This is a genomic window from Enterobacter sp. SGAir0187 (assembly GCF_002952735.2).
Lineage (GTDB): Bacteria > Pseudomonadota > Gammaproteobacteria > Enterobacterales > Enterobacteriaceae > Enterobacter > Enterobacter quasiroggenkampii.
The window spans coordinates 4,145,500-4,167,796 of the sequence record NZ_CP025034.2 but is presented as its reverse complement, the minus strand read 5'-3'; the positions used below and the strand labels follow the sequence as shown (position 1 = coordinate 4,167,796).

At 57.5% G+C, this 22,297-nt stretch carries 21 protein-coding genes; 8 read left to right on the top strand and 13 right to left on the bottom strand.

Going from position 1 to position 22,297, the window contains the following annotated elements:
* The first annotated feature begins 14 nt into the window (after positions 1-14).
* Entirely contained in the window at positions 15-1,481 is a 1,467-nt protein-coding gene (locus CWR52_RS20015; protein ID WP_104950526.1) for a pyridoxal phosphate-dependent decarboxylase family protein, read from the top strand.
* A 36-nt stretch (positions 1,482-1,517) separates the two neighbouring features.
* On the opposite strand, the gene CWR52_RS20010 is transcribed toward CWR52_RS20015, so the two are convergent.
* Positions 1,518-2,033 (bottom strand): protein disulfide oxidoreductase, encoded by a 516-nt coding sequence (locus tag CWR52_RS20010; protein WP_104950525.1) that lies wholly within the window; start codon positions 2,031-2,033, stop codon positions 1,518-1,520.
* 70 nt (positions 2,034-2,103) lie between these two features.
* Positions 2,104-3,024: a LysR family transcriptional regulator gene (locus CWR52_RS20005; protein ID WP_167467805.1), complete on the bottom strand. Its 921-nt coding sequence runs from the start codon at positions 3,022-3,024 to the stop codon at positions 2,104-2,106.
* 121 nt (positions 3,025-3,145) lie between these two features.
* Between CWR52_RS20005 and CWR52_RS20000 the strand changes: the two genes are divergently transcribed.
* Positions 3,146-4,924, top strand: a complete 1,779-nt coding sequence (locus CWR52_RS20000) for an adenine deaminase (RefSeq protein WP_104950523.1) — start codon at positions 3,146-3,148, stop codon at positions 4,922-4,924.
* 20 nt (positions 4,925-4,944) lie between these two features.
* The gene (locus CWR52_RS19995; RefSeq protein ID WP_104950522.1) at positions 4,945-6,288 is read left to right on the top strand and encodes an NCS2 family permease; all 1,344 of its coding nucleotides are present in this window, start codon (positions 4,945-4,947) and stop codon (positions 6,286-6,288) included.
* Positions 6,289-6,299: 11 nt separating this feature from the next.
* Here CWR52_RS19995 and CWR52_RS19990 read toward each other — a convergent pair whose 3' ends face one another.
* Genes CWR52_RS19990 through CWR52_RS19980 form a run of 3 tightly spaced genes read right to left on the bottom strand, consistent with a single transcriptional unit; the run spans position 6,300 to position 9,758 of the window.
* Positions 6,300-8,483, bottom strand: coding sequence for a polysaccharide biosynthesis tyrosine autokinase (locus CWR52_RS19990; protein WP_104950521.1), 2,184 nt, complete (start codon positions 8,481-8,483; stop codon positions 6,300-6,302).
* A gap of 22 nt (positions 8,484-8,505) precedes the next feature.
* Positions 8,506-8,583, bottom strand: a complete 78-nt coding sequence (locus CWR52_RS23610) for a hypothetical protein (RefSeq protein WP_414650402.1) — start codon at positions 8,581-8,583, stop codon at positions 8,506-8,508.
* Between the two features lie 35 nt (positions 8,584-8,618).
* Positions 8,619-9,758 (bottom strand): polysaccharide export protein, encoded by a 1,140-nt coding sequence (locus CWR52_RS19980; protein WP_104950520.1) that lies wholly within the window; start codon positions 9,756-9,758, stop codon positions 8,619-8,621.
* Positions 9,759-10,245: 487 nt separating this feature from the next.
* Between CWR52_RS19980 and CWR52_RS19975 the strand changes: the two genes are divergently transcribed.
* Entirely contained in the window at positions 10,246-10,578 is a 333-nt protein-coding gene (locus tag CWR52_RS19975; RefSeq protein ID WP_008500887.1) for an RcnB family protein, read from the top strand.
* A complete protein-coding gene (locus tag CWR52_RS19970; RefSeq protein WP_045908655.1) occupies positions 10,529-11,008 on the top strand; it encodes a GNAT family N-acetyltransferase in 480 nt (159 codons plus the stop codon). Before CWR52_RS19975 ends, CWR52_RS19970 begins: the two co-directional genes overlap by 50 nt.
* 95 nt (positions 11,009-11,103) lie before the next feature.
* Here the strand turns inward: CWR52_RS19970 and apbC are convergent, their stop codons facing one another.
* The gene (gene apbC, locus CWR52_RS19965) at positions 11,104-12,213 is read right to left on the bottom strand and encodes an iron-sulfur cluster carrier protein ApbC (RefSeq protein WP_045908656.1); all 1,110 of its coding nucleotides are present in this window, start codon (positions 12,211-12,213) and stop codon (positions 11,104-11,106) included.
* Positions 12,214-12,350: 137 nt separating this feature from the next.
* Here apbC and metG point away from each other — a divergent pair, with 137 nt between their 5' ends.
* Entirely contained in the window at positions 12,351-14,384 is a 2,034-nt protein-coding gene (metG, locus tag CWR52_RS19960; RefSeq protein ID WP_063622084.1) for a methionine--tRNA ligase, read from the top strand.
* Positions 14,385-14,494: 110 nt separating this feature from the next.
* On the opposite strand, the gene CWR52_RS19955 is transcribed toward metG, so the two are convergent.
* The 3 genes from CWR52_RS19955 to CWR52_RS19945 are packed head-to-tail and all read right to left on the bottom strand — an operon-like array spanning position 14,495 to position 17,410.
* Positions 14,495-14,965, bottom strand: a complete 471-nt coding sequence (locus CWR52_RS19955; RefSeq protein ID WP_008500891.1) for a DUF1456 family protein — start codon at positions 14,963-14,965, stop codon at positions 14,495-14,497.
* Positions 14,966-15,011: 46 nt separating this feature from the next.
* The gene (btsR, locus tag CWR52_RS19950; protein WP_024908144.1) at positions 15,012-15,731 is read right to left on the bottom strand and encodes a two-component system response regulator BtsR; all 720 of its coding nucleotides are present in this window, start codon (positions 15,729-15,731) and stop codon (positions 15,012-15,014) included.
* A complete protein-coding gene (locus CWR52_RS19945; protein ID WP_024908145.1) occupies positions 15,725-17,410 on the bottom strand; it encodes a sensor histidine kinase in 1,686 nt (561 codons plus the stop codon). Before CWR52_RS19945 ends, btsR begins: the two co-directional genes overlap by 7 nt.
* A gap of 217 nt (positions 17,411-17,627) precedes the next feature.
* On the opposite strand from CWR52_RS19945, the gene mlrA reads away from it, so the two are divergent.
* Positions 17,628-18,368 (top strand): HTH-type transcriptional regulator MlrA, encoded by a 741-nt coding sequence (gene mlrA / locus CWR52_RS19940; RefSeq protein WP_104950519.1) that lies wholly within the window; start codon positions 17,628-17,630, stop codon positions 18,366-18,368.
* Between the two features lie 69 nt (positions 18,369-18,437).
* Positions 18,438-18,551: a protein YohO gene (locus tag CWR52_RS19935; RefSeq protein ID WP_008500895.1), complete on the top strand. Its 114-nt coding sequence runs from the start codon at positions 18,438-18,440 to the stop codon at positions 18,549-18,551.
* Here CWR52_RS19935 and CWR52_RS19930 read toward each other — a convergent pair.
* The 4 genes from CWR52_RS19930 to osmF are packed head-to-tail and all read right to left on the bottom strand — an operon-like array spanning position 18,526 to position 22,277.
* Positions 18,526-19,263, bottom strand: a complete 738-nt coding sequence (locus tag CWR52_RS19930; protein ID WP_048028250.1) for an ABC transporter permease — start codon at positions 19,261-19,263, stop codon at positions 18,526-18,528. The two genes, CWR52_RS19935 and CWR52_RS19930, sit on opposite strands and share 26 nt — an antisense overlap.
* A complete protein-coding gene (locus CWR52_RS19925; RefSeq protein ID WP_104950518.1) occupies positions 19,247-20,197 on the bottom strand; it encodes an ABC transporter ATP-binding protein in 951 nt (316 codons plus the stop codon). Before CWR52_RS19925 ends, CWR52_RS19930 begins: the two co-directional genes overlap by 17 nt.
* On the bottom strand, positions 20,190-21,347 hold the full coding sequence (locus CWR52_RS19920; protein WP_048028246.1) for an ABC transporter permease: 1,158 nt from the start codon (positions 21,345-21,347) through the stop codon (positions 20,190-20,192). Before CWR52_RS19920 ends, CWR52_RS19925 begins: the two co-directional genes overlap by 8 nt.
* A gap of 12 nt (positions 21,348-21,359) precedes the next feature.
* Positions 21,360-22,277 (bottom strand): glycine betaine ABC transporter substrate-binding protein OsmF, encoded by a 918-nt coding sequence (osmF, locus tag CWR52_RS19915; protein WP_104950517.1) that lies wholly within the window; start codon positions 22,275-22,277, stop codon positions 21,360-21,362.
* Between the last annotated feature and the right edge of the window lie 20 nt (positions 22,278-22,297).

Below are 22,297 nucleotides of genomic sequence, written 5' to 3'. Positions count from 1 at the left end.
AGTTGTTGATTACGATGTCTGATTCAAACCCAATTTTGTTCTCCTCTGCGCAGAGCATTGAAGCTTACCAGCTGGCGATTGAACAAAGCACTCAGGCTGTGATGCAGTGGCTGAAGCAGCCTGAGATGTACCAGGGCAAAACGGTCGCGGAACTGCGCGACCGTATTAAGCTGGATTTCACCCCGAAAGGGCTGGGCAACGAAGCGGCGATTGAACGCGCTGTCGAGTTCTTCCTGAAAGACAGCCTGTCCGTTCATCACCCGCAGTGTGTGGCGCACCTGCACTGCCCAAGCCTGGTCGTAAGCCAGGCGGCGGAAGTGCTGATCAACGCCACTAACCAGAGTATGGACTCCTGGGATCAAAGCCCGTCCGCAACCATCATTGAGATCAAACTGATCGAGTGGCTGCGTACCCGCGTGGGTTATCAGGCCGGCGACGCAGGTGTTTTCACCAGCGGCGGGACTCAGAGCAACCTGATGGGCCTGATGCTGGCGCGCGATGCGTTCTTTGCGCGTCAGGGTCACTCCGTTCAGCAGGACGGTCTGGTGGGCGATCTGCGTAAGATCCGCGTACTGTGCTCCGAAAACGCGCACTTCTCCGTGCAGAAAAACATGGCGCTGATGGGCCTGGGCTACCAGTCCGTGGTGCAGGTGAAAACGGACGACTTCTCCCGCATGGATCTGACCGATCTGGCGGCGAAAATTGAGCAGTGCAATGCGAACGGCGAGCAGATTCTGGCGATCGTCGCGACGGCAGGTACCACCGATGCCGGTGCTATCGACCCGCTGCGTGCGATTGCTGAGCTGGCGGCGAAGCAGAACATCTGGGTACACGTTGATGCGGCCTGGGGCGGCGCGCTGCTGATGTCTGAGCAGTATCGTCACTACCTGGACGGCATTGAGCTGGTGGATTCCGTCACTCTGGACTTCCACAAGCAGTTCTTCCAGACCATCAGCTGCGGCGCGTTCCTGCTAAAAGAAGCGCGCCACTATGAGCTGATGCGCTATCAGGCGGCTTACCTGAACTCTGAGTTCGACGAAGAAGCAGGCGTGCCTAACCTGGTCTCCAAATCTCTGCAGACTACCCGTCGTTTCGACGCGCTGAAGCTGTGGATGAGCCTGGAAGCGCTGGGTCAGGAGCAATATGCGGCGATCATCGATCACGGCGTGACCCTGGCACAGCAGGTTGCGGCGTACGTGAAAGCGCAGCCTGCGCTGGAACTGGTAATGCAGCCGCAGCTGGCAAGCGTTCTGTTCCGCTTCCGCGGACAGGTGCAGACGGATGAAGCGGGTATCGCCCTGCTGAACCAGAAAATTGGTGACGCGCTGCTGGAATCCGGCCGTGCAAACGTCGGCGTGACCGAGCATAACGGCGTGACCTGCCTGAAGCTGACGCTGCTGAACCCAACCGTGACGCTGGAAGATATTAAAATCCTGCTGTCTCTGGTTGAGCGCACCGCGCAGGAAGTTCTGGCTAAGTAATACAACACCCCTCTTCCGCCGGGAGAGGGGTTATTTTTATACGCCTGCCCACCACATCCTTAATTTTAATCCCCAGTAGCTCGTCCAGCCCGTTGTGGTACTGACCACGTTCCCCTTCGACACAACCACCAGCGTTGGCGTGACGCTCACCTGCCACTGCTGCGACAAAGCACCGTTTGCATCGTTAATGACCGGCATTTTCAGCTGTTTCTTATCAACCCAGCGCTCAAGCTTTGCGTTGTCACCGGAACGCATAGCGATACTCACCACGTTCCCGCCCTCTTCTGCCAGTTGATTAACCGCAGGCGTCGTGTAGCGGCATATGCTGCACCAGGTCGCCCAGACGTAGATCAGCAGCGGACGATCCTGGCTGAGTGCCGCGATATCGTGGATGTTGCCATCGATGCTCTGCATCGGAGTTGCACTAAAACTGGCGGGAAGTGTCGGTTTTCGGTATTGATCCACACCCCAGACGATCGCCAGCGTCAGTAAAAAGAGTATGACGCCTTCCCGCGCCCAGCGGCGCAGGCGACTGACTTTGCGGTTATCCATTGTGACCTCCTGTTTTAATGGAGGTCATCTTAGCGGGCCGCGCGCCGCCGCGCTGTAAAGAAGTGTCGCGCTATCGGGTGCGTAAGGTGTCAACCATCAGCGTAAAGCAGGATTCAATGAGCGGGGGAAGCGCCTGCGGTGCACGCATCAGCGCCACCGTGCGGGACAGTGCCGGCTGCTGAAGATGAACCACCTTAAGCTGCGGATCCTGCAGATGGGTAGTATAGAGCAGAGGCAATATCGCCACGGCCAGTTTCGAACGCACCAGGCCGTAGAGCGTCTCGATATAGTCCAGCTGATAGCGTGTCTGCAGCGAGAGACAATGGCTTTCAGCAAGCGCATTGACCAGCCGCTGGATATTGCCTTTGGAGAAGACGGCAATATCCCGGCCCACCAGCTGTTTCCATGGAACGTGCGCCGACGCGGCCAGCGGATCGTCGCAGTGGAACACCGCCACAAACGGATCCTCCTGCAGCGGGAACACGTCCAGCTCTTCGGGAACAGAGCTATCCAGCGCCCCGATACCAAAATCAATCTGCCGTTTCAGAAGCTGCGCCACCAGCGCGTCATTGGTTTGATCGTGAAACTCTACACGGAGGCGTGGAAAGGCCTGCGCAAGCGTCTGCGGCAGCAACGGAAAAAGCAGCGAGCTGACGGAAGGCACCAGGCCGATACGCACCGTACCGTCGCCGCCGGCCTGCACAATCTGCTGCATATCATCAAACGCTAGCTGCGCCACGCTGAGCACCCGCTGCGCGTGTGGCAAAATGGCGTTCCCCAGCTCGGTCAGCGTCACTGCCGACGCGGTACGGTTGACCAGCTTGCCGCCGAGTACCGTTTCGATTTGCCGCAGGGCGCTGCTGAGAGCAGGCTGGCTGATGGCCAGTTTACTGGCTGTATCCGTAAAATGACGCAGCTGCGCCAGGGTGACAAAATACTGTAGCTGTCGAAGGGAGAGCGCAGGCAAGCGCTGCCAGGGTTCCGTCATGATTATCCATACGCGCGTCAAAGAATAACCCGGAGTTATCGGGTGATAAATTTTATCAGCTGGGCAAACGTTTGCTGAGTGCATAGAGTAACGTCAATATTTCAATGCTGGAACAGTTAATTGCATGACTGCCGAAACCCGACGCCGCGCCATTCAGGCCGCACGAGGCGAAACGCCGTTTGACCTGCTGCTTACCCATACCCGAATTGTCGATATGGCAACCGGTGAGATCCGCGAGGCGGATGTGGGTATCGTCGGCTCGCTTATCGCCAGCGTCCACCCGCGCGGCGGCCGTGACGATGCGCTTCAGACACACGATCTGAACAACCAGTTCCTCTCTCCGGGCCTTATGGATACGCACGTTCACCTTGAAAGCTCGCACCTGCTGCCCGCGCGCTACGCGGAGATCGTGCTGGCCCAGGGCACCACGGCGGTCTTCTGGGATCCACACGAGCTGGCAAACGTGCTCGGGATGAATGGCGTCCGTTTCGCGATTGAGGCCAGCCGCAACCTTCCCCTGCAGGTGATGATCGCGGCGCCCTCAAGCGTACCATCCACTCCGGGGCTGGAGATGTCCGGCGCGGATTTTGCGGGCGAAGAAATGAATACTCTGCTCGGCTGGCCAGAAGTGCGCGGCGTGGCGGAGGTGATGGACATGCACGGGGTGCTGAACGGCAGCCAGCGTATGCTGGAGATCCTGCAGGCGGGCCTGGAAAGCGGGAAGCTCATCGAAGGCCACGCGCGTGGACTCAGCGGCGCCGATTTACAGGCGTATCTGGCGGCGGGCGTCACTTCTGACCATGAGCTCACCTCGGCTGATGACGCGCTGGAAAAGTTGCGCGCCGGGCTGACGCTGGAGATCCGCGGTTCGCATCCCTACCTGCTGCCCGAGATTGTCAGCGCCCTAAAAACGCTACCGCATCTCTCGTCACAAATCACGGTTTGCACCGATGACGTTCCGCCTGACGTGCTGCTGGAAAAAGGCGGTATTATCGCCCTGCTCAACCTCCTGATAGAACACGGTCTTCCGGCGACGGATGCGCTGCGGTTTGCCACCCTGAATGCCTCCCTTCGCCTGCAGCGCAACGATCTTGGGCTGATTGCCGCAGGTCGACGCGCGGACCTGGTGGTGTTCGACTCTCTGGAAAAACTGACGGCTCGCCGGGTGTACGTCGCCGGTAAATGCATTGCCCGCGACGGGGAGATGATCGAGCCGATCGTTGATACGCCGCTGGCGCTGCCGCGTGATACCGTACGCCTGTCGCCCCTGGCCGCCAGAGATTTTTCCATGCGAATCGATAACGCGAAACACGGCGTTGCGCGCCTGCGCCATATCAGCGGCGCACGTTTTACCCGCTGGGGCGAAACTGACGCCCGGGTTCGTCATGGACGCGTTGAAATACCGGCTGGCTTTAGCCTCATCTGGGTTCAGCACCGCCACGCGCGCCATGCGGCAACTCCGCAAATCGCGCTGCTGGAAGGCTGGGGAGAGCTGCGGGGAGCCATAGCCACCAGCTACTCTCACGACTCGCACAATCTGGTGGTGCTGGGTCGCGATCCCGACGATATGGCGCTGGCCGCCAACACGCTGCTCGAGAGCGGCGGCGGCATGGCGCTGGTCCAAAACGGTAGCGTCATCGCACATGTTGAGATGCCGATCGCGGGTATGCTGTCAGAACGTCCCCCTGCCGAGCTGGCCCGCCAGTTCAGGGAATTACGCGAACGCAGCAACCAGATTGCCGACTGGGAGCCGCCGTACCGTGTCTTTAAAGCCATTGAAGGAACCTGCCTTGCGTGTAACGCCGGGCCGCATCTGACCGATCTTGGACTGACCGACGGCAGCACGCGTCAGATTGTCAATCCGCTGATTTCTTACCGGGAAACCCCGGACACCACACAATGATACCGAAGGAGAGCCGGATAATGGCCGACAACACCGTGAATTCCCCAGCGCCAGGGAGCTGGATTGAACGTCGTTTTGCAATGCATACGCGCGGCAGTACCGTGCGTATCGAGTGTCTGGCAGGTCTTACCGGTTTTCTTGCCGCCGCCTACTTGCTGGTGGTCATCCCGGGGCTGCTGGCCGTGGGCGGGATGGATAAAGGGGCGGCGACCACGGGCACGATTTTAGTGTTTGTGGCCGGTACGCTGCTGATGGCGTTTTACGCCAACCTTCCGTTTATCGTCGGGCCGGGTATTGGTGGCTCGGTACTGGTCGGGGTGACGCTGGCCGGGAGTGAAGGCGTCGGCTGGCAAATCGGCCTGGGCATTGCCTGCTGGTCGGGGATTTTGTTCTTCCTTCTCACCCGCTTCGGCATGCGTGAAGTCGTGACCCGGTCCGTGCCGCAGTCCATCAAGCTAGGGCTCACCGCCTCTATCGGTCTGTTCGTCGCCATACTCGGCTTCCGCAATGCCGGGCTGGTGCTGGCCAACGCGAAAACCAACGCGCTGATGCTGGGGGATTTCCTGTCCCCCGGCGCCCTGGTGGCGCTCGCCGGACTGTTCCTGGCCATTGCCCTGCAGGCACGCCGTATTCCGGGTGCCATTTTGTGGGCCATTTTGTTTGCCACCCTCGTGGGCATTCCGATGGGGGTAACAAAACTTCCCGCCAGCTTCATCGATATGCCCCACTCGCTCACGCCGGTGCTGGGCCACATCGACATGCTGGGCGCATTGAATATTGCCTTCCTGCCGTTCCTGTTTGTCTTCTTTGCCTCGGAGTTTTTCTCCACTATGGGCACCACGCTGGCGGTAGGCGGTGAAGCCGGACTGCTGGATGAAGAGGGTAATATGGCCAATATCAATCGTCCGTTTATGGTGGACTCCATTGCCGCCGCGCTCGGCCCGTGGGTCGGCATTCCTGCCGCCACTGCGCTGATTGAATCCTCGGCGGCCGCTGAAGCGGGAGGGAAAACCGGCATGACGGCGCTGGCTGCCGCGTTCATGTTCCTGCTGATGCTGCTGTTTACCCCCGTTGCGCTGATGATCCCGAAAGAAGCCACTGCGCCCGCTCTGATCCTAATCGGCCTGAACATGTTCAGCGGCCTGCGTAAGGTGGATCTGGCGAACTTCACCGACGGGCTGCCAGTGTTGATGATGGTGATGATTACGCTTATTGCCAACAGCTTCGGGACAGGTATTGCAGGGGGACTGCTGTTTTACGTTGTGATTAAAGCAATTGCAGGAAAATGGCGAGAAATCCCTGTTGGGCTTTGGATCCTCGCCATCCCGCTGGTCTATTACTTTGCAACGCTGGTAAAGCATTAATCCTTACGCTGTTACCGTTTAGGGCTTTGACCATACTCGTAATGGCCATAGCCCATACGGTAATAAAGCGCAGCCGATTTCACCACGTCATTCAGCACGATACCGTTGATGCGCGCCCCAGTTTGTTGCAGACGCTTGATGCTGTTTTCCATCTCTTTCAGGCTGGTCTTATCAAAACGGGCAACCAGTATTACGGTTGCCGCCACCCGTGCGGCCACTGCGGAATCGGTAACGGCAAGCACCGGTGGCGTATCAAGGATCACGAGGTCATACTGTTCATCCGCCCATGCCATTACCGCTCTGAAGCGTTCGCTCATCAGCAGTTCTGCAGGCCTCTGCGGAACCGGCCCACAGGTCATTACATCAATATTGCCTTTTTCATAGCGCTGAATGGCCTCCTGACACTCGCACTGTCCCTCAAGTACGCCGGACAGTCCGGTGTGGTTCTTCAGGCCAAACACGTTGTGGACATAACCCTTGCGCATATCTGCATCAATAAACAACACCCGCTGTCCGGCCTGCGCCACAATCGACGCCAGCGAAGAACTCACCAGCGTCTTTCCGCAGTCCTGCGTGGGGCCAGACACCACGACAACCCGGTTTGTGGTATTCATCATGGTAAAATGTAGCCTGGTGCGCAGCCCGCGTATCCCCTCGACAAACGTATCAGTCGGGCACTCAATGGGCAGAAAAGGCACGTTGGTTATCTTGTGCTTCCAGCGGGAAGTAAGCTGGTTTCGCCTGCGCAGCTGCGTTTTTTTCCATAACCATGCCGAGCGCGGAAGCGTCGCCAGCAGCGGCATTCCGAGCTCTTCCAGCTGTTCAGACGACGTAATGCCCCGCTTAAAGGCTGAACGCACTAAAACCGTTCCGGTAGAAAGTATCAACCCCATCAGCATACCAAACACGATAACGAGTGCTTTACGCGGTTCAACCGGAGCAAGCTGCGTCATGGCCTGGTCAATAATCCGCACGTTCCCGATCGCGCTGGAGCGCGAGATGCTCAGCTCTTGCTGACGCGTCAGCAACTGCATGTATACGGTACGCCCGGATTCAACGTCACGACTCAGACGTAATATTTCCTGCTGCGTGGAAGGCATGGATGACACGCGGCTATTCAGACGTGCGCGCTCCCGTTCAAGGGTTTGTTTCTTCTCCCGTAAAGCACGGTAGGTCGGATGCTCTTTTTTGAACAGCTGAGAGACTTCTGCTTCGCGAAATATAAGCTCGTTAAGCTGATTTTCCACGTTAACCACCTGATCAAGCATCGACTTTGCCTCAAGAGATAAATCGACCGAATCGCGCTGCTCTCGGTAAGCATTCAGTCGTGCCTCGGCTTCATTCAGTTCGAGACTGATTTTAGGTAACTGATCCTGTAAGAACGCGAGGCTGCGGGAATCTCTAGCCTCCTGGCGCGCAATGTTCTGGCTGAGAAAATGTTCAGCAATCGAATTAAGTATCGTGGCGGTCTTGTCGGGATCGTCGCCCGTTAGCGTTAAGGCGATCATACCGCTCTGTTTCGCCGACTCTGCAATCGTAAGTCTGCTCTGAAGGGCGTTGATCGCGTCAAGCCTGGTCACGGTGTTGAGGGTAAATTGCGTTCCCGGTACCGCACTGAGGGATGTCACCAGAAGCAATACGCCCTCTTTAACCAGCGCTTTCCCGACAACGCCCTCTGCCTCAAGCGTTTTCCCCTCAAGATGATATCGCCCCTGCTCCTGAACGGTGAGTAAAAGCGTTTGCGGCTCACCTTCCACAAGAGGAATATTCAGCGAGCCAATCGTGATTTCCGCCGGTTTGCGGCCCTGCACGTGCTGCCAAAGCGCCCCGATAACGGGGAACATGCGCTGGCTAACCTCGTAGGTCAACCCTAATTGATCAACGGTCTCGCCGAGGACCATCCGTGACTTGAGGAGTAAAAGTTCTGGGGCAACATCGGGTGAAAGATCGGGCCTGAACGACGTCAGGTTCTTGAGCAGCGCGTTGCCCTGCTTCGCTTCGACCTGCACCAGGGCATCAGCCTGATAAACTGGCGTGGCGCTGAATGCGTAGATCCCCGCACACACCGTAAACAGAAGTGTCGCACACGCGATCGTTACCCAGTGATCGAACATCTCAGCAAGCAGCTGAATAAGATCCATTTCGTTATTCTGCGGCGTCGCAGCACGATAGTTGTCTGATTGAGAAGACGACATTACGGCTTCATTCCTTGTTAACTCAAACGGCAGGTCCATTCCTGACGGGCTTTTCCTGATTGCCCGAAAATAGCCGATCACCAAACGGTGAGCGGCACATATTGCCGGTGCAGACCACTAAGATTGAAGGGAACATTACTGCGGCCACGCTCTGATGTTGCGAACGGTTTCGGTCAGGTCATGTACGCCGCTGATGGTGGGTACCAGCTGGGAGATCACGCGATTCCAGCGTGATAGCGGTGCCGTGGTGACGTAGACAATGTCATACGGCTCAAGCTGAAATTCCGTACCCAGCACCATGGCTGACGCATCTTCCGCATTCAGCTGATAGATATTGGCGATTTTGTCGGTGTCGCCTTTTTTCGATACCTGCCGAATAACAAAAATGCCGGTTGCATCGGCCATATTTTGGTTAAGTCCCCCGGCATTCCCCAGGGCCTCGGCCAGCGTCATGCCGCTACGATCCATCTTAAGCGTGCTCTGTTTAATCACTTCCCCCATCACGAACACCTTCAGCGCGTCGTTCCGGGGCACAAACAGGATATCGCCAGGATAAAGCAGCTTATTTTGAGTCAAATCGCCATGCTGCATCAGGGCATAGAGGGAAAGGTGCGCGTCCTGTCCATTATGTGTGAGCACGACGTTCCGCCAGTCGGCATCCGCCGAGAGCCCACCCGCAGCGTTAACCGCGTCCATCACCGTCAACGGAATATTGGTTATCGGTTGTTGCCCTGATTTTTCCACCTCACCGGTGACGTAGGCTTTTTGTGAACGGAAGGCGGCAATGCTGACGTCCACCTGCGGGCTCTCAATAACGTTATCCAGCCGAGCGGTAATCTCTTCACGTACCTGTGAAACCGTTTTACCCGCCACCCGCAGCTTACCGACGTAGGGATAAAAGAGCGTACCATCGGCGTTGACCCAGTTGCCGGCATCGCTCGCACTACGATACTGTCCCGCGGGCGTCGTTAATTCAGGGTGATCCCAGACGGTGACTGTCAGGATGTCACCTGTGCCAATACGGTATTCCCAGTTTTTGATCTGCTCATCCAGATTAGGATTTGCCTGAGATTTCGATACGGGCGGACGCAGTTTTTCAATCAATTCCGGCGTCAGGGGAAAAATTTCCACGCGCTTTTCGAGCTGATAATTTGCCTCTTCCGGCGAAATAACGTTCTTCCCGGACACAGTTAAGTCCAGGCCTGGTGAAAACATACACCCCGTTAACTGACTCATACTCAGAAATAAGAGCGAAAATGCAGTTGTACTTTTCATTAATATAAATATTTCTTTTCAACGTTGCGTTTATCGTCAAGCCTGTAAAAAGACTTTAGCTAACATCATGAAATTTAATAGATTACCCTTTCCTGGAGTGAAATTGCTGGCATTATAAAACGCACTCCACCCGCTTTCTAAAAAGCAGAGCCTTTGCCTGGTCTTGTTAAAAAATGGAGGTAAGCACGCTGCACTCGAAGGCGATATTAAATGCTCTTCAGGCGGAAAGCATTCGCATCGCTTTCTAACTTTGATATGAAAAGTTATTTTCAGAATTAATAAATGAAATGATAAATATTAAAAATATAAGACACTGGCAATATTCCCGACACTGATAAACATCATGCAATTGGGCTACACAAAACCGTCCACTTTTGTTACATTTTTTTTCAAACATACCCTGCGTTGATACTTAAAATGGACTGTCTGCTTCGCTTTGCACGACCCGCAGACGAAAAGTATCTGTAACGATATCACTGGAGAAAAAATGGCTAAGCGTAAACTGCTGCTTCTGGGTGTATTACTGTCTCTGGCGGGATCTGCATTCTCTGCCCCGCAAACGGCCGCTGCACCCTCCGGCATCAAGGCCTATGAAGAACAAGAGTTCATCGCTGACTTCACGAAATTCAAGATTGGCGACACGGCGCCGGCGCAGTATCAAACGCCGGAGTACACCATCAAACAGTACCAGTTGCGTAATCTGCCGGCGCCGGATGCCGGAACCCACTGGACCTACATGGGCGAGAATTACGTGTTGATTGGCGATGCGGATGGCAAAATCTACAAAGCCTATAATGGAGATATTTTCTATCACCGCTAATACCATCCTGATCCGCCCCTGGCAGGAAAGCGATCGCCCTTTCCTGCGCACGCTCTTCCTCCACGCCCGGCGTGAAGCCTGGCCATGGCTGGACAGTTCAGACTGGCAGCTTGAAGACTTTGACGCGGCCACCCGTGACGAAGTGATTTGGGTTGCCACGCAGAACGGCCATCGCCTGGGTTTTGCCTCCGTCTGGACGAACGATAATTTTCTGCACAACCTCTTTGTTGACCCGCAGTATCAAAGCCACGGCGTCGGGAAAATGCTCCTGGAACAGGTGCAGAAGACGTTTACCAGTACGGGTTCGCTTAAGTGTCTGGTGAAGAATGCGCGGGCTGTCGCGTTTTACCAGCGGCACGGCTGGCACATTGAGGCGACGGGGGATTCTCCGGAGGGAGAGTATTATTTGATGCACTATCGGTTGGGTTAAAGTCGGGTGGCGGCTTCGCCTTACCCGACCTACGTGATAGTGCCAGTTGTAGGCCGGGTAAGCGAAGCGCCACCCGGCAATTCAACGCGAAGGCGTTACACCGCGCGGAACGCGATTTCGCCGGGGATCACTTCGCCCTGCCAGTAAAGCTGCGCCGCAACGCGACCCGCCAGTTGACGATACATCTCTGCAAATTCGCTGTCCGGACGGCTGACCACCGTCGGCTTACCGCTATCCAGATCTTCGCGCAGGGTAATGTGCAGCGGCATCTGTCCCAGCAGTTGGGTGTGATACTTCGCGGCCAGTTTTTCTGCGCCCCCCGTACCGAAGATAGGTTCGTGGTGACCGCAGTTGCTGCAGATGTGCATGCTCATGTTCTCCACGATACCGAGCACCGGCACTTCCACCTTCTCGAACATTACGATGCCTTTTTTGGCGTCGATCAGCGCGATATCCTGCGGCGTGGTCACCACAACGGCTCCCGTCACCGGAATGTTTTGCGCCAGCGTGAGCTGAATATCACCGGTGCCCGGCGGCATGTCCAGAACCAGATAATCCAGATCCGGCCACATCGTCTCCTGCAGCATCTGCAGCAGCGCTTTGCTGGCCATCGGGCCGCGCCAGACCATGGCGTTATCGTCAGTCACCAGGTAACCGATGGAGTTGGTCGCCAGACCGTGCGCCATGATTGGCGCCATGTGGGTGCCGTCCGGTGAGGTTGGACGCTGGTTTTCCGCACCTAACATATTTGGAATAGACGGACCGTAGATGTCGGCATCCAGAATACCGACCTTTGCCCCTTCCGCTGCCAGCGCCAGCGCCAGGTTTACGGCGGTAGAGGATTTTCCCACCCCGCCTTTGCCCGAGCTCACGGCAATGATGTTTTTCACGCCGTTCACGCCAGGCTGGTTTTTCACGCGTTTCAGCGTGGCAATGCTGTGGCTCAGCTTCCAGTCGATCGCCTTCGCGCCGGTCATGCGCAGCAGCTCAGAGCTGGTCTGCTCTTTCAGCGCGTCAAAGGCGCTGGTCCAGACGAACGGCATCTGCAGCTCAATGTGCAGCGTATCATCCAGCCAGGCAACGTGGTGTAACGCTTTCAGCGTAGTGAGATTATGCTTCAGGGTTGGATGCTGAAAGTTAGCCAGCGTCCCGGCGACCATTGCTCGTAAGGCTTCCGGTGATTTGGCCTGGGATTGAGAACTCATCCCGACTCCTTTGTTCTTGTGAATAAGACCTTAGATGAACAAGTTTACCTGAAAGGCCGTGGTTTGTGCTTACTTAATAATGCCCCTTTTGGTAATATCAAAAACCCTTTTCACAGTTAAAAGAAGTAATGCCTACTATGACTCAAGTCGCGAAGAAAATTCTGGTAACGTGCGCACTGCCGTACGCCAACGGCTCAATCCACCTCGGCCACATGCTGGAGCATATCCAGGCTGATGTCTGGGTCCGTTACCAGCGAATGCGCGGCCACGAGGTTAACTTCATCTGTGCGGACGATGCCCACGGCACGCCGATCATGCTGAAAGCGCAGCAGCTGGGGATCTCCCCAGAGCAGATGATTGCCGAAATGAGTCAGGAGCATCAGACCGATTTTGCTGGCTTTGACATCAGCTATGACAACTATCACTCCACGCACAGCGACGAAAACCGCGAGCTGTCGGAGCTGATCTACACCCGTCTGAAAGAGAACGGTTTTATTAAAAACCGCACCATCTCGCAGCTGTACGATCCGGAAAAAGGCATGTTCCTGCCGGACCGTTTCGTCAAAGGCACCTGTCCGAAATGTAAATCCCCGGATCAGTACGGCGATAACTGCGAAGTGTGCGGCGCAACCTACAGCCCGACCGAGCTTATCGAGCCGAAATCCGTGGTTTCCGGCGCCACGCCTGTGATGCGTGACTCCGAGCACTTCTTCTTCGACCTGCCGTCCTTCAGCGAAATGCTGCAGGCGTGGACCCGCAGCGGCGCGCTGCAGGAGCAGGTGGCGAACAAGATGCAGGAGTGGTTCGAATCCGGTCTGCAGCAGTGGGATATCTCCCGCGATGCGCCGTATTTCGGCTTCGAAATCCCGAACGCACCGGGTAAATACTTCTACGTCTGGCTGGACGCGCCAATCGGCTATATGGGCTCCTTTAAGAACCTGTGCGACAAGCGTGGCGATACCGTAAGCTTCGACGATTACTGGAAGAAAGATTCCACTGCCGAGCTGTACCACTTCATCGGTAAAGACATCGTTTACTTCCACAGCCTGTTCTGGCCGGCCATGCTGGAAGGCAGCAACTTCCGCAAGCCAACCAACCTGTTTGTTCACGGCTACGTGACGGTGAACGGCGCCAAGATGTCCAAGTCCCGCGGGACGTTCATCAAGGCCAGCACCTGGCTGAACCACTTCGACGCGGACAGCCTGCGCTATTACTACACCGCGAAGCTCTCTTCCCGCATCGACGATATCGACCTGAACCTGGAAGATTTCGTGCAGCGCGTGAATGCGGACATCGTCAACAAGGTGGTGAACCTGGCGTCCCGTAACGCGGGCTTTATTGCCAAGCGTTTTGACGGCGTGCTTTCTGCCGAACTGGCCGATCCCGAGCTGTATAAAACCTTCACCGATGCCGCCGCTGCGGTTGGCGAAGCCTGGGAAAGCCGTGAATTCGGTAAAGCGATTCGCGAAATCATGGCGCTGGCCGATGTTGCCAACCGCTATGTCGACGAGCAGGCCCCGTGGGTGGTCGCGAAACAGGAAGGCCGTGACGCCGACCTGCAGGCGATCTGCACCATGGGTCTGAACATGTTCCGCGTGCTGATGACCTGGCTGAAGCCGGTTCTGCCACAGCTGGCAGCCCGTGCTGAAGCGTTCCTGAACACCGAACTGACCTGGGATGCTATCCAGCAGCCGCTGCTCGGCCACAAGGTCAACACTTTCAAAGCGCTGTACAACCGCATCGAGATGAAGCAGGTTGAAGCCCTGGTGGAAGCCTCTAAAGAAGAGGTGAAGGCAGCAGCGGCACCGGTCACCGGCCCGCTGGCAGACGACCCGATTCAGGAAACCATTACCTTCGATGATTTCGCCAAAGTCGACCTGCGCGTAGCGCTGATTGAAAACGCGGAGTTCGTGGAAGGCTCTGACAAGCTGCTGCGCCTGACGCTGGATCTGGGCGGTGAGAAGCGCAACGTCTTCTCCGGGATCCGCTCTGCTTACCCGGATCCGCAGGTGCTGATCGGCCGTCAAACCGTGATGGTCGCCAACCTGGCGCCGCGTAAAATGCGCTTCGGCATCTCTGAGGGGATGGTGATGGCTGCAGGCCCTGGCGGGAAAGATATCTTCCTGTTAAGCCCTGACGAAGGCGCGAAGCCGGGTCAGCAGGTGAAATAACAAAAAAGCCGGAGATAATCTCCGGCTTTTTTTTGCCCGGCGGCGCTACGCTTGCACGGGCCTACGGGTTTTGTAGGCCGGGTAAGGCGAAGCCGCCACCCGGCTAAACATCACGCCTTCGGGTGATGCACCCGGTGGGTCAGCCCGCGCAGGAAATTACGCAGGAACTGGTCGCCGCACTCGCGGTAGTTTTTATGATCCGGCGCGCGCATCATGGCGGTCACTTCCGGCACAGATACACGGAATTTTTGCTCGGTCATGATCGCCACGATATCGTCCGTTTTCAGCGAAAACGCGATACGCAGCTTTTTCAGCACCGTGTTGTTGTTCACGCGACGCTCCAGCGCCAGCTCTGGCGCGGCCGGATCTTTGCCACGCTTATCGTAAATCAGGCCGTTCAGGAAACCCGACAGAATAATGTCAGGGCAGCGGACAAACCCCTCTTCGTCTTCTTTGGTCATCCACGTGTCAAAACTCGCAGACGTGGATTCCATATCGGACAGCGCAAGAATGCGCACCATGTCGTTATTGTTCGCTTTCAGGGTGTAGCGCAGGCTACGAAGAATATCGTTACTTAGCATAGAGCCTTCGAATGTCGATGATGCAATGGCGCGCAGTGTACCAGCTTTACAGCCCAATCGCCTCTTTCAAGCTCTTCAGATAGCGACGGCTGACGGGTACCGTTTGCCCGGCGCGCAGCACCAGCTCGGCCTGGCCGTTATCTTCCAGGCGGATCTCCTTCAAATGCGCCATATTCACCAGGTACTGACGGTGACAACGAATCAGCGGCGTGCGGCTCTCCAGCGTGCGCAGAGTCAGCTCGGTAAACCCTTCGTTGCCTTCCGCGCTGGTGACAAACACCCCACTCAGACGGCTGCTGACAAAGGCCACATCATCCATCTGCAGAAGATAAATCCGGCTGTGTCCGGTACAGGGGATAAACTTCAGCGGCTGCTGGTTTTCCGGCAGCAGCGTGACGTCCTGGACCGTGCGCTCCTGGCGTAAACGGGTGAGCGTTTTTTCCAGCCGCTTCTCCTCAATCGGCTTGAGCAGATAGTCAAACGCGTGCTCCTCAAAGGCCTTAACGGCATATTCATCAAACGCCGTCAGAAACACGATGTAGGGACGATGTTCCGGGTCGAGCATGCCGACCATCTCCAGCCCGCTGATGCGGGGCATCTGAATATCGAGGAACAGCACGTCCGGGCGCAGTTTGTGCACCGCGCCGATGGCCTCAATGGCGTTCGCGCACTCCCCCACAATCTCAATATCCGGCTGCTCCTGCAGCAGAACGCGCAGGTTTTCCCGTGCCAGCGGCTCGTCATCCACAATCAGCACTCTTAACATGCGTTTTCCTCCAGCGGCAGTCGTACGGTAATACGGGTAAATCGGTCGGGCTCGCAGGCGACGGTAATGCCACAGTCATCGCCAAAATGGGCGCGCAGGCGTTTATCCACCAGGCTCATCCCTAAACCGCCGGAGGCGGAAGGCTGGTAAAGCCCGGCGTTGTCTTCAATATCCAGCACCAGGTGGTGGTTGAATCGGCTGGCGGCAATGGTTATTTCCCCCGTTCCCAGCAGCTGTGATGTACCGTGCTTAATGGCGTTTTCCACAATCGGCTGCAGGGTAAAGGCCGGAAGATGCTGATACGCCAGCTCATCCGGTACGGAGAGCGACACCTGCAAACGAGACTGGAAACGCGCCTGTTCAATCTGCAGATAGGCATTCACGTGCTCAATCTCATCGGCGAGGGTGACGATCTCAGACGGTCGCTTCAGGTTTTTGCGAAAGAAGGTCGACAGAAACTGCACCAGCTGGGCGGCCTGATCGCTGTCGCGGCGGATCACCGCTTTAAGCGTATTGAGGGCGTTGAACAGGAAATGCGGATTGACCTGGGCATGCAGCAGTTTGATCTCAGACTGCGTCAGCAGGGCTTTCTGCCGCTCATACTGTCCGGCGAGGATTTGCGCGGACAGCAGTTGGGCGATCCCCTCCCCCAGCGTGCGGTTGATCGAGCTGAACAGACGGTTTTTCGCCTCATACAGCTTGATGGTGCCCATCACCCGCTGATTCTCGCCGCGCAGCGGAATCACCAGCGTGGAGCCCAGCTTGCACTGCGGATGCAGCGAACAGCGATAAGGCACTTCGTTGCCGTCAGCATACACCACCTCGCCGGTTTCAATGGCGCGCAGCGTATAGGCTGAGGAGATGGGTTTACCCGGCAGATGGTGATCGTCCCCGGTGCCGGTAAAGGCCAGCAGCCGCTCGCGGTCGGTGATGGCCACCGCGCCGATATCCAGCTCCTTGTAGAGCACCTGCGCCACCTTCATGCTGTTCTCTTCGTTAAACCCCTGGCGCAGGATCCCTTCGGTCGAGGCGGCGACCTTCAGCGCCGTGGCGGAAAACGCCGAGGTGTACTTCTCAAACATGGCGCGCTTGTCGAGCAGAATGCGCATAAACAGCGCCGCGCCCACGGTATTGGTCACCATCATCGGAGCAGCAATGCTGCTGACCAGGTGCAGCGCATCTTCAAACGGACGGGCAATGAGCAGAATGATCGCCATCTGCGCCATTTCGGCCACAAAGGTAATGGCACCGGCGGTGAGCGGGCTGAAGACTTTATCCGGGCGGCCGCGTTTAATCATGTAGCTGTGCACCAGGCCGCCAAGCAGACCTTCCACAATCGTGGAGATCATACAGCTCAGCGCCGTCATCCCACCCATGGAATAGCGATGCAGCCCCCCGGTTAAGCCGACAAGGCCACCGACGACGGGACCGCCCAGCAGCCCCCCCATCACCGCGCCAATCGCGCGCGTGTTGGCAATAGAGTCTTCGATATGGAGACCAAAATAAGTGCCCATGATGCAGAAAATAGAGAAGGTGACGTAGCAGAGCAGCTTATGCGGCAGACGTACGGTGACCTGCATCAGCGGGATAAACAGGCGCGTTTTACTCATCAGCCAGGCAATGACCAGAAACACGCACATCTGCTGAAGCAACAGCAGCACCAGATTAAACTCGTACATACTCAAAACCGCACACGCTAAAAACGCGTAACATACACGGATGCGGCTTAACTTTCTTTGAAGCATCCCATAAAAGCGCAAAATCGTGTCCGTTATCACACCTTTTTCTGAATATCGCGCATGCTTCGCATTGTTTGTTCAAAAATCAATCAATCCTTCCTGGTTCGGAAAAGTGGGTCTACAGTTAAGCTGGGGACGCGTAAGCCAGGGGGCGAATATGGCGCTTTACACGATAGGTGAAGTGGCACTCCTTTGTGATATCAATCCCGTTACCCTACGGGCGTGGCAGCGACGGTATGGATTACTCAAACCGCAGAGAACGGACGGTGGTCATCGCCTTTTCAATGAGGCCGATATCGACCGCATCCGCGAGATTAAGAGCTGGATCGACAACGGCGTGCAGGTCGGCAAAGTGAAGTCCCTTCTGAGCCACGACGACCCGGATACGCACCAACTCTGGCGCGAACAACAGGAAACCCTGCTGCGGCTCCTGCAGGCGGGCAACCTGCAGCGCCTGCGCGCATGGATAAAAGAGCAGGGCCGCGATTACCCGGCACAGACGCTGATCTCCCATCTTTTCATTCCGCTCCGTCGACGCCTGCAGTGCCAGCAGTCTACCCTGCAGGCGCTGCTCAGCATGCTCGACGGGGTGCTAATCAACTACATTGCCGTCTGCCTTGCCTCAGCGAAGAACAAAGCCGGAAAAGATGCGCTGGTTGTCGGCTGGAACGTACACGATACCACCCGCCTGTGGCTGGAAGCGTGGATTGCCACCCAGAAGGGCTGGCGCGTGGATGTCCTGGCGCACTCGCTGGCGCAGCTCAGACCTGAGTTTTTCGACGGCCAGACCCTGCTGGTCTGGTGTGGCGAAGTGCCGTCCGCCACGCAGCAACAGCTGCTGACGGAATGGCGTGAGAATGGTTACCCGGTTTATTCCCTTGGCCCGGATGAGCCATAACGGCATTTAATGGTTCATTAACAGCTGCGCTTCACCGTATAATTGTTCCGTTAACAACAGGAGCACATGATGAAGGCAACCAAACTGGCCATTATTACCCTTTTTGTCCTGATGGCCGTAAGCGGTATCGGCGGCGTGATGCTGGCAGGGTACTCGTTTATTGTTCGCGGCGGTGTCGGCTGAGGTACAGCGCGAGCCGCTCAAAAGCGCGATCGACGACGATTGCCGCCAGCGCGACCAGCACCGCTCCCTGCACAATATAAGCCGTATTAAACCCGCTTAAGCCGATAATGATCGGCGTTCCCAGCGTATTAGCACCGACCGTCGACGCAATGGTCGCCGTCCCGATGTTAATGATGACCGACGTGCGGATCCCGGCAATGATAACCGGTGCCGCAAGCGGCAGTTCAACCTTACGCAGCCGCTGGCCGCGACTCATCCCCACCCCTTCCGCCACGCTCAGCACGGACGCAGGTACCGCCGCGATGCCCGCCAGCGTGCCCTGCAGAACCGGCAGTACGCCGTATAATATCAGCGCAATGATGGCAGGCTGTTGGCCAAAGCCCATCACCGGAACCGCTATCGCCAGCACCGCCACGGGCGGAAACGTCTGTCCGATGGCCGCAATTGTCTCCACCAGCGGACGAAACTCCCGCCCCGCAGGCCGCGTGACCGCGATGCCCGCCCCCACGCCCAGCACAACCGCGATGGCGCTTGAGAGCGCCACCAGCCAGAGATGCGCCAGGGCGAGATTAATGAAGCTCTCCTGCTGATACACCGGCCGCGGCAGTCCGGGAAAGAGGCTGTTAAACAGCGCCGCGCTGTGGGGCATCAGAAACAGTAAAGCGACAAAGAGCGCTACCAGCCAGAGGAGCGGATCACGCAGTGCCTTCACGCGTCACCTCCCCGGCCAGCAGATCGCGAAAATGTAAGGTTCCGCACGGCGTCCCGCGAGCGTCCGAGACGGGCAATACCTCGCACTGGCGCGCGACAAACGCGGAGAGCGCATCCCGCAGGTTCATCTGCGCCTGCAGCGGTTCGCCGCTCACCGACACCGCATCCCGACGCATATAGTCGCTGACCGTTCGCAGGGAGAGCAGCCTGACGCCCAGCTCGCTGCGGCCAAAAAACTCGCGCACAAAGTCGTTCTTCGGCCAGGTTAACAGCTCAAGCGGCGAGCCCTGCTGCACCACTTCGCCATGATCCATCAGCACCAGATGGTCAGCCAGGCGCAGGGCTTCATCAATATCGTGCGTCACGAGTACGATCGTGCGTCCGAGAATGCGGTGAATGCGGGTCATCTCCGCCTGCAGCGCCCCGCGCGTAACCGGATCCAGCGCGCCAAAGGGTTCGTCCATCAGCAACACCTGCGGGTTGGCCGCCAGCGCGCGCGCCACGCCCACGCGCTGCTGCTGCCCGCCGGAAAGCTGGTGCGGATAGCGATCGCGCAGCGCGGGCTCTAACCCCAGCAGAGACATCAGCTCATCAACACGATCGGCGATTTTCACCCGCGACCATTTTTCCAGCTGCAGCACGGTGGCGATGTTCTGCGCCACCGTCCAGTGCGGAAACAGGCCGATAGATTGTATGGCATAGCCCATCCGACGGCGCAGCTCCAGCACCGGCAGACTGCGGATCTCTTCCCCGGCAAAGCGAATCAGCCCGCTGTCATGCTCAACCAGCCGGTTGATCATCTTCAGCGTGGTGGACTTGCCCGACCCCGAGGTGCCTATCAGTACGGAAAACGCCCCCTCGGCAAAGTTCAGGTTCAGGTGGCTCGCCGCCGGGCGACCGGCAAAGGTTTTACTGACATCATGAAATTCAATCATTGGCTCTTCTCCCGAGCAGCGCGAGCCATAAGGCAAACAATGCGTCGACGACCACCGCCAGCGCAATCGTGGGCACCACGCCCAATAACACCAGATCCAGAGCACTGCTCAGCAGCCCCTGGAACACCAGTGCGCCAAAACCACCCGCGCCAATGAGCGCCGCAATCACCGCCATGCCGACGGTCTGGACCGCCACCACCCGCAGGCTGCGCAGCAGCAGGGGCAGCGCCAGCGGGAGCTGAATTTTCCAGAAACACTGCCGCGCGCTCATTCCCATCGCATGGGCGCTTTCCAGCACGTCAGGTGCGACCTGGCCTAAACCTGCGACCACGCCGCGCACCAGCGGCAGCAGGGCATACAGCACCAGCGCGATAAGGGCGGGCGTTAGCCCCGTCCCGGCAACACCGAGCGTTCCGAGCACCGGGAATGACTTCACCAGCCCGGCCAGCGGCGCAATCAGCAGGCCAAACAGCGCAACGGAAGGAATGGTCTGGATCACGTTGAGCACGGCAAAAACCCCGCCCTGGCGTGAAGGATGGCGATAGCACCACATGCCAAGGGGGATCCCAACCAGCAGCGCCGGAACGAGCGTACCGAAGAGGATCGTCAGGTGCTGCGCGAGGGCATCATCAAACACCTCCTGACGGTTGGCGTACTCTTTTAACAGCGAGAGGTTGTTCAGTTCCCCGCTGAACAGCAGGAGTAAAGGAATACACCATATCTGCGCATTGAGCACCCAGCGCCAGACGGCGCTGGCGATGAGTCGACGAATGGCATCGCTGCAGGCCAGCAGGCAGAGCGCCAGCCACAGCCACAGGCCGCTGCCGATAGTGGTTCTCGCCAGCGGACTTTCCGCCGAGGCCATATGCGTCGCCGCCAGCCCGGCGCTCCAGAACAGGAGGATAAACAACCCTTCAGAGAGGAACAGCGTCAGCCACTGCGCTGGGCGTCCCTGCCAGAGCGACAGGATCACCCACGCGCCCAGCGATGCCACAAGCCACCCGGGCGTAAACGACCAGACCTGCCAGAGCGCTTTGCCCTCCCCCGACATCAGACGGTTTGGGGCAACATTGACAAACGGTAACGCGACCGCCGCGATGGCCACACAGGCCAGCAGCAGCAGGACGCGGTTATGACATTTTATTGGCACAGCCTTTTCCCGTTACTTCACAAGCCCTTGTTGCTTCAGGAAGTCGGCGGCCACTTTTTTGGCATCCAGTCCCTCGACGGCAATGCTGGCATTCAGCTGCTGCAGCGTTTTTTCATCCAGCTTTTCGAAGACCGGTTTGAGCCAGTCGGCAATCTCCGGATAGGCTTTCAGCACCGCCTCACGCACGACCGGGGTCGGGGCGTAAATCGGCTGTACGCCTTTAGGATCGGTCAGGGTTTGCAGGCCGAGCGCCGCCACCGGGCCGTCGGTGCCGTAGGCCATTGCCGCGTTAACGCCGGAGGTTTGCTGTGCCGCCGCTTTGATGGTCACCGCGGTATCCCCGCCCGCCAGCGAGAGCAGCTGCGCCTGGTCGAGCTTGAAGTCGTAGGCTTTTTCGAACGCCGGGAGCGCATCAGGACGCTCGATAAACTCCGCGGACGCCGCCAGCTTAAAGTCACCCTTCTCTTCCAGGTAGCGGCTGAGATCCGCCAGGGTGGTCAGCTTCCCTTTCTCCGCCACGTCCTTGCGCACGGCGATAGTCCAGGTATTGTTGGCCGGCGCCGGGGTCAGCCAGACCAGTTTGTTCTGTTCCGCGTCGAGTTTTTTGACTTTCTCATACCCGGCTTTGGCGTTTTTCCAGGCCGGATCGTTTTCATCTTTAAAGAAGAATGCGCCGTTGCCGGTGTATTCCGGGTAGATATCCAGCTCGCCGGAGGTAATCGCGCCGCGCACAACGGGCGTGGTGCCGAGCTGGACTTTATTGACCGTTTTCACGCCGTGGCTTTCCAGCACCTGCAAAATAATATTGCCGAGCAGCGCGCCTTCGGTATCGATCTTTGAGCCCACCTTTACCGGCTCCGCCGCCTGTAACGGCAGGCTCAGCGCCGCCAGTAACACCGCAGATCCCAACATCCCCTTTGCAATCGTCATTCCGCTATCCTCATTTTTTT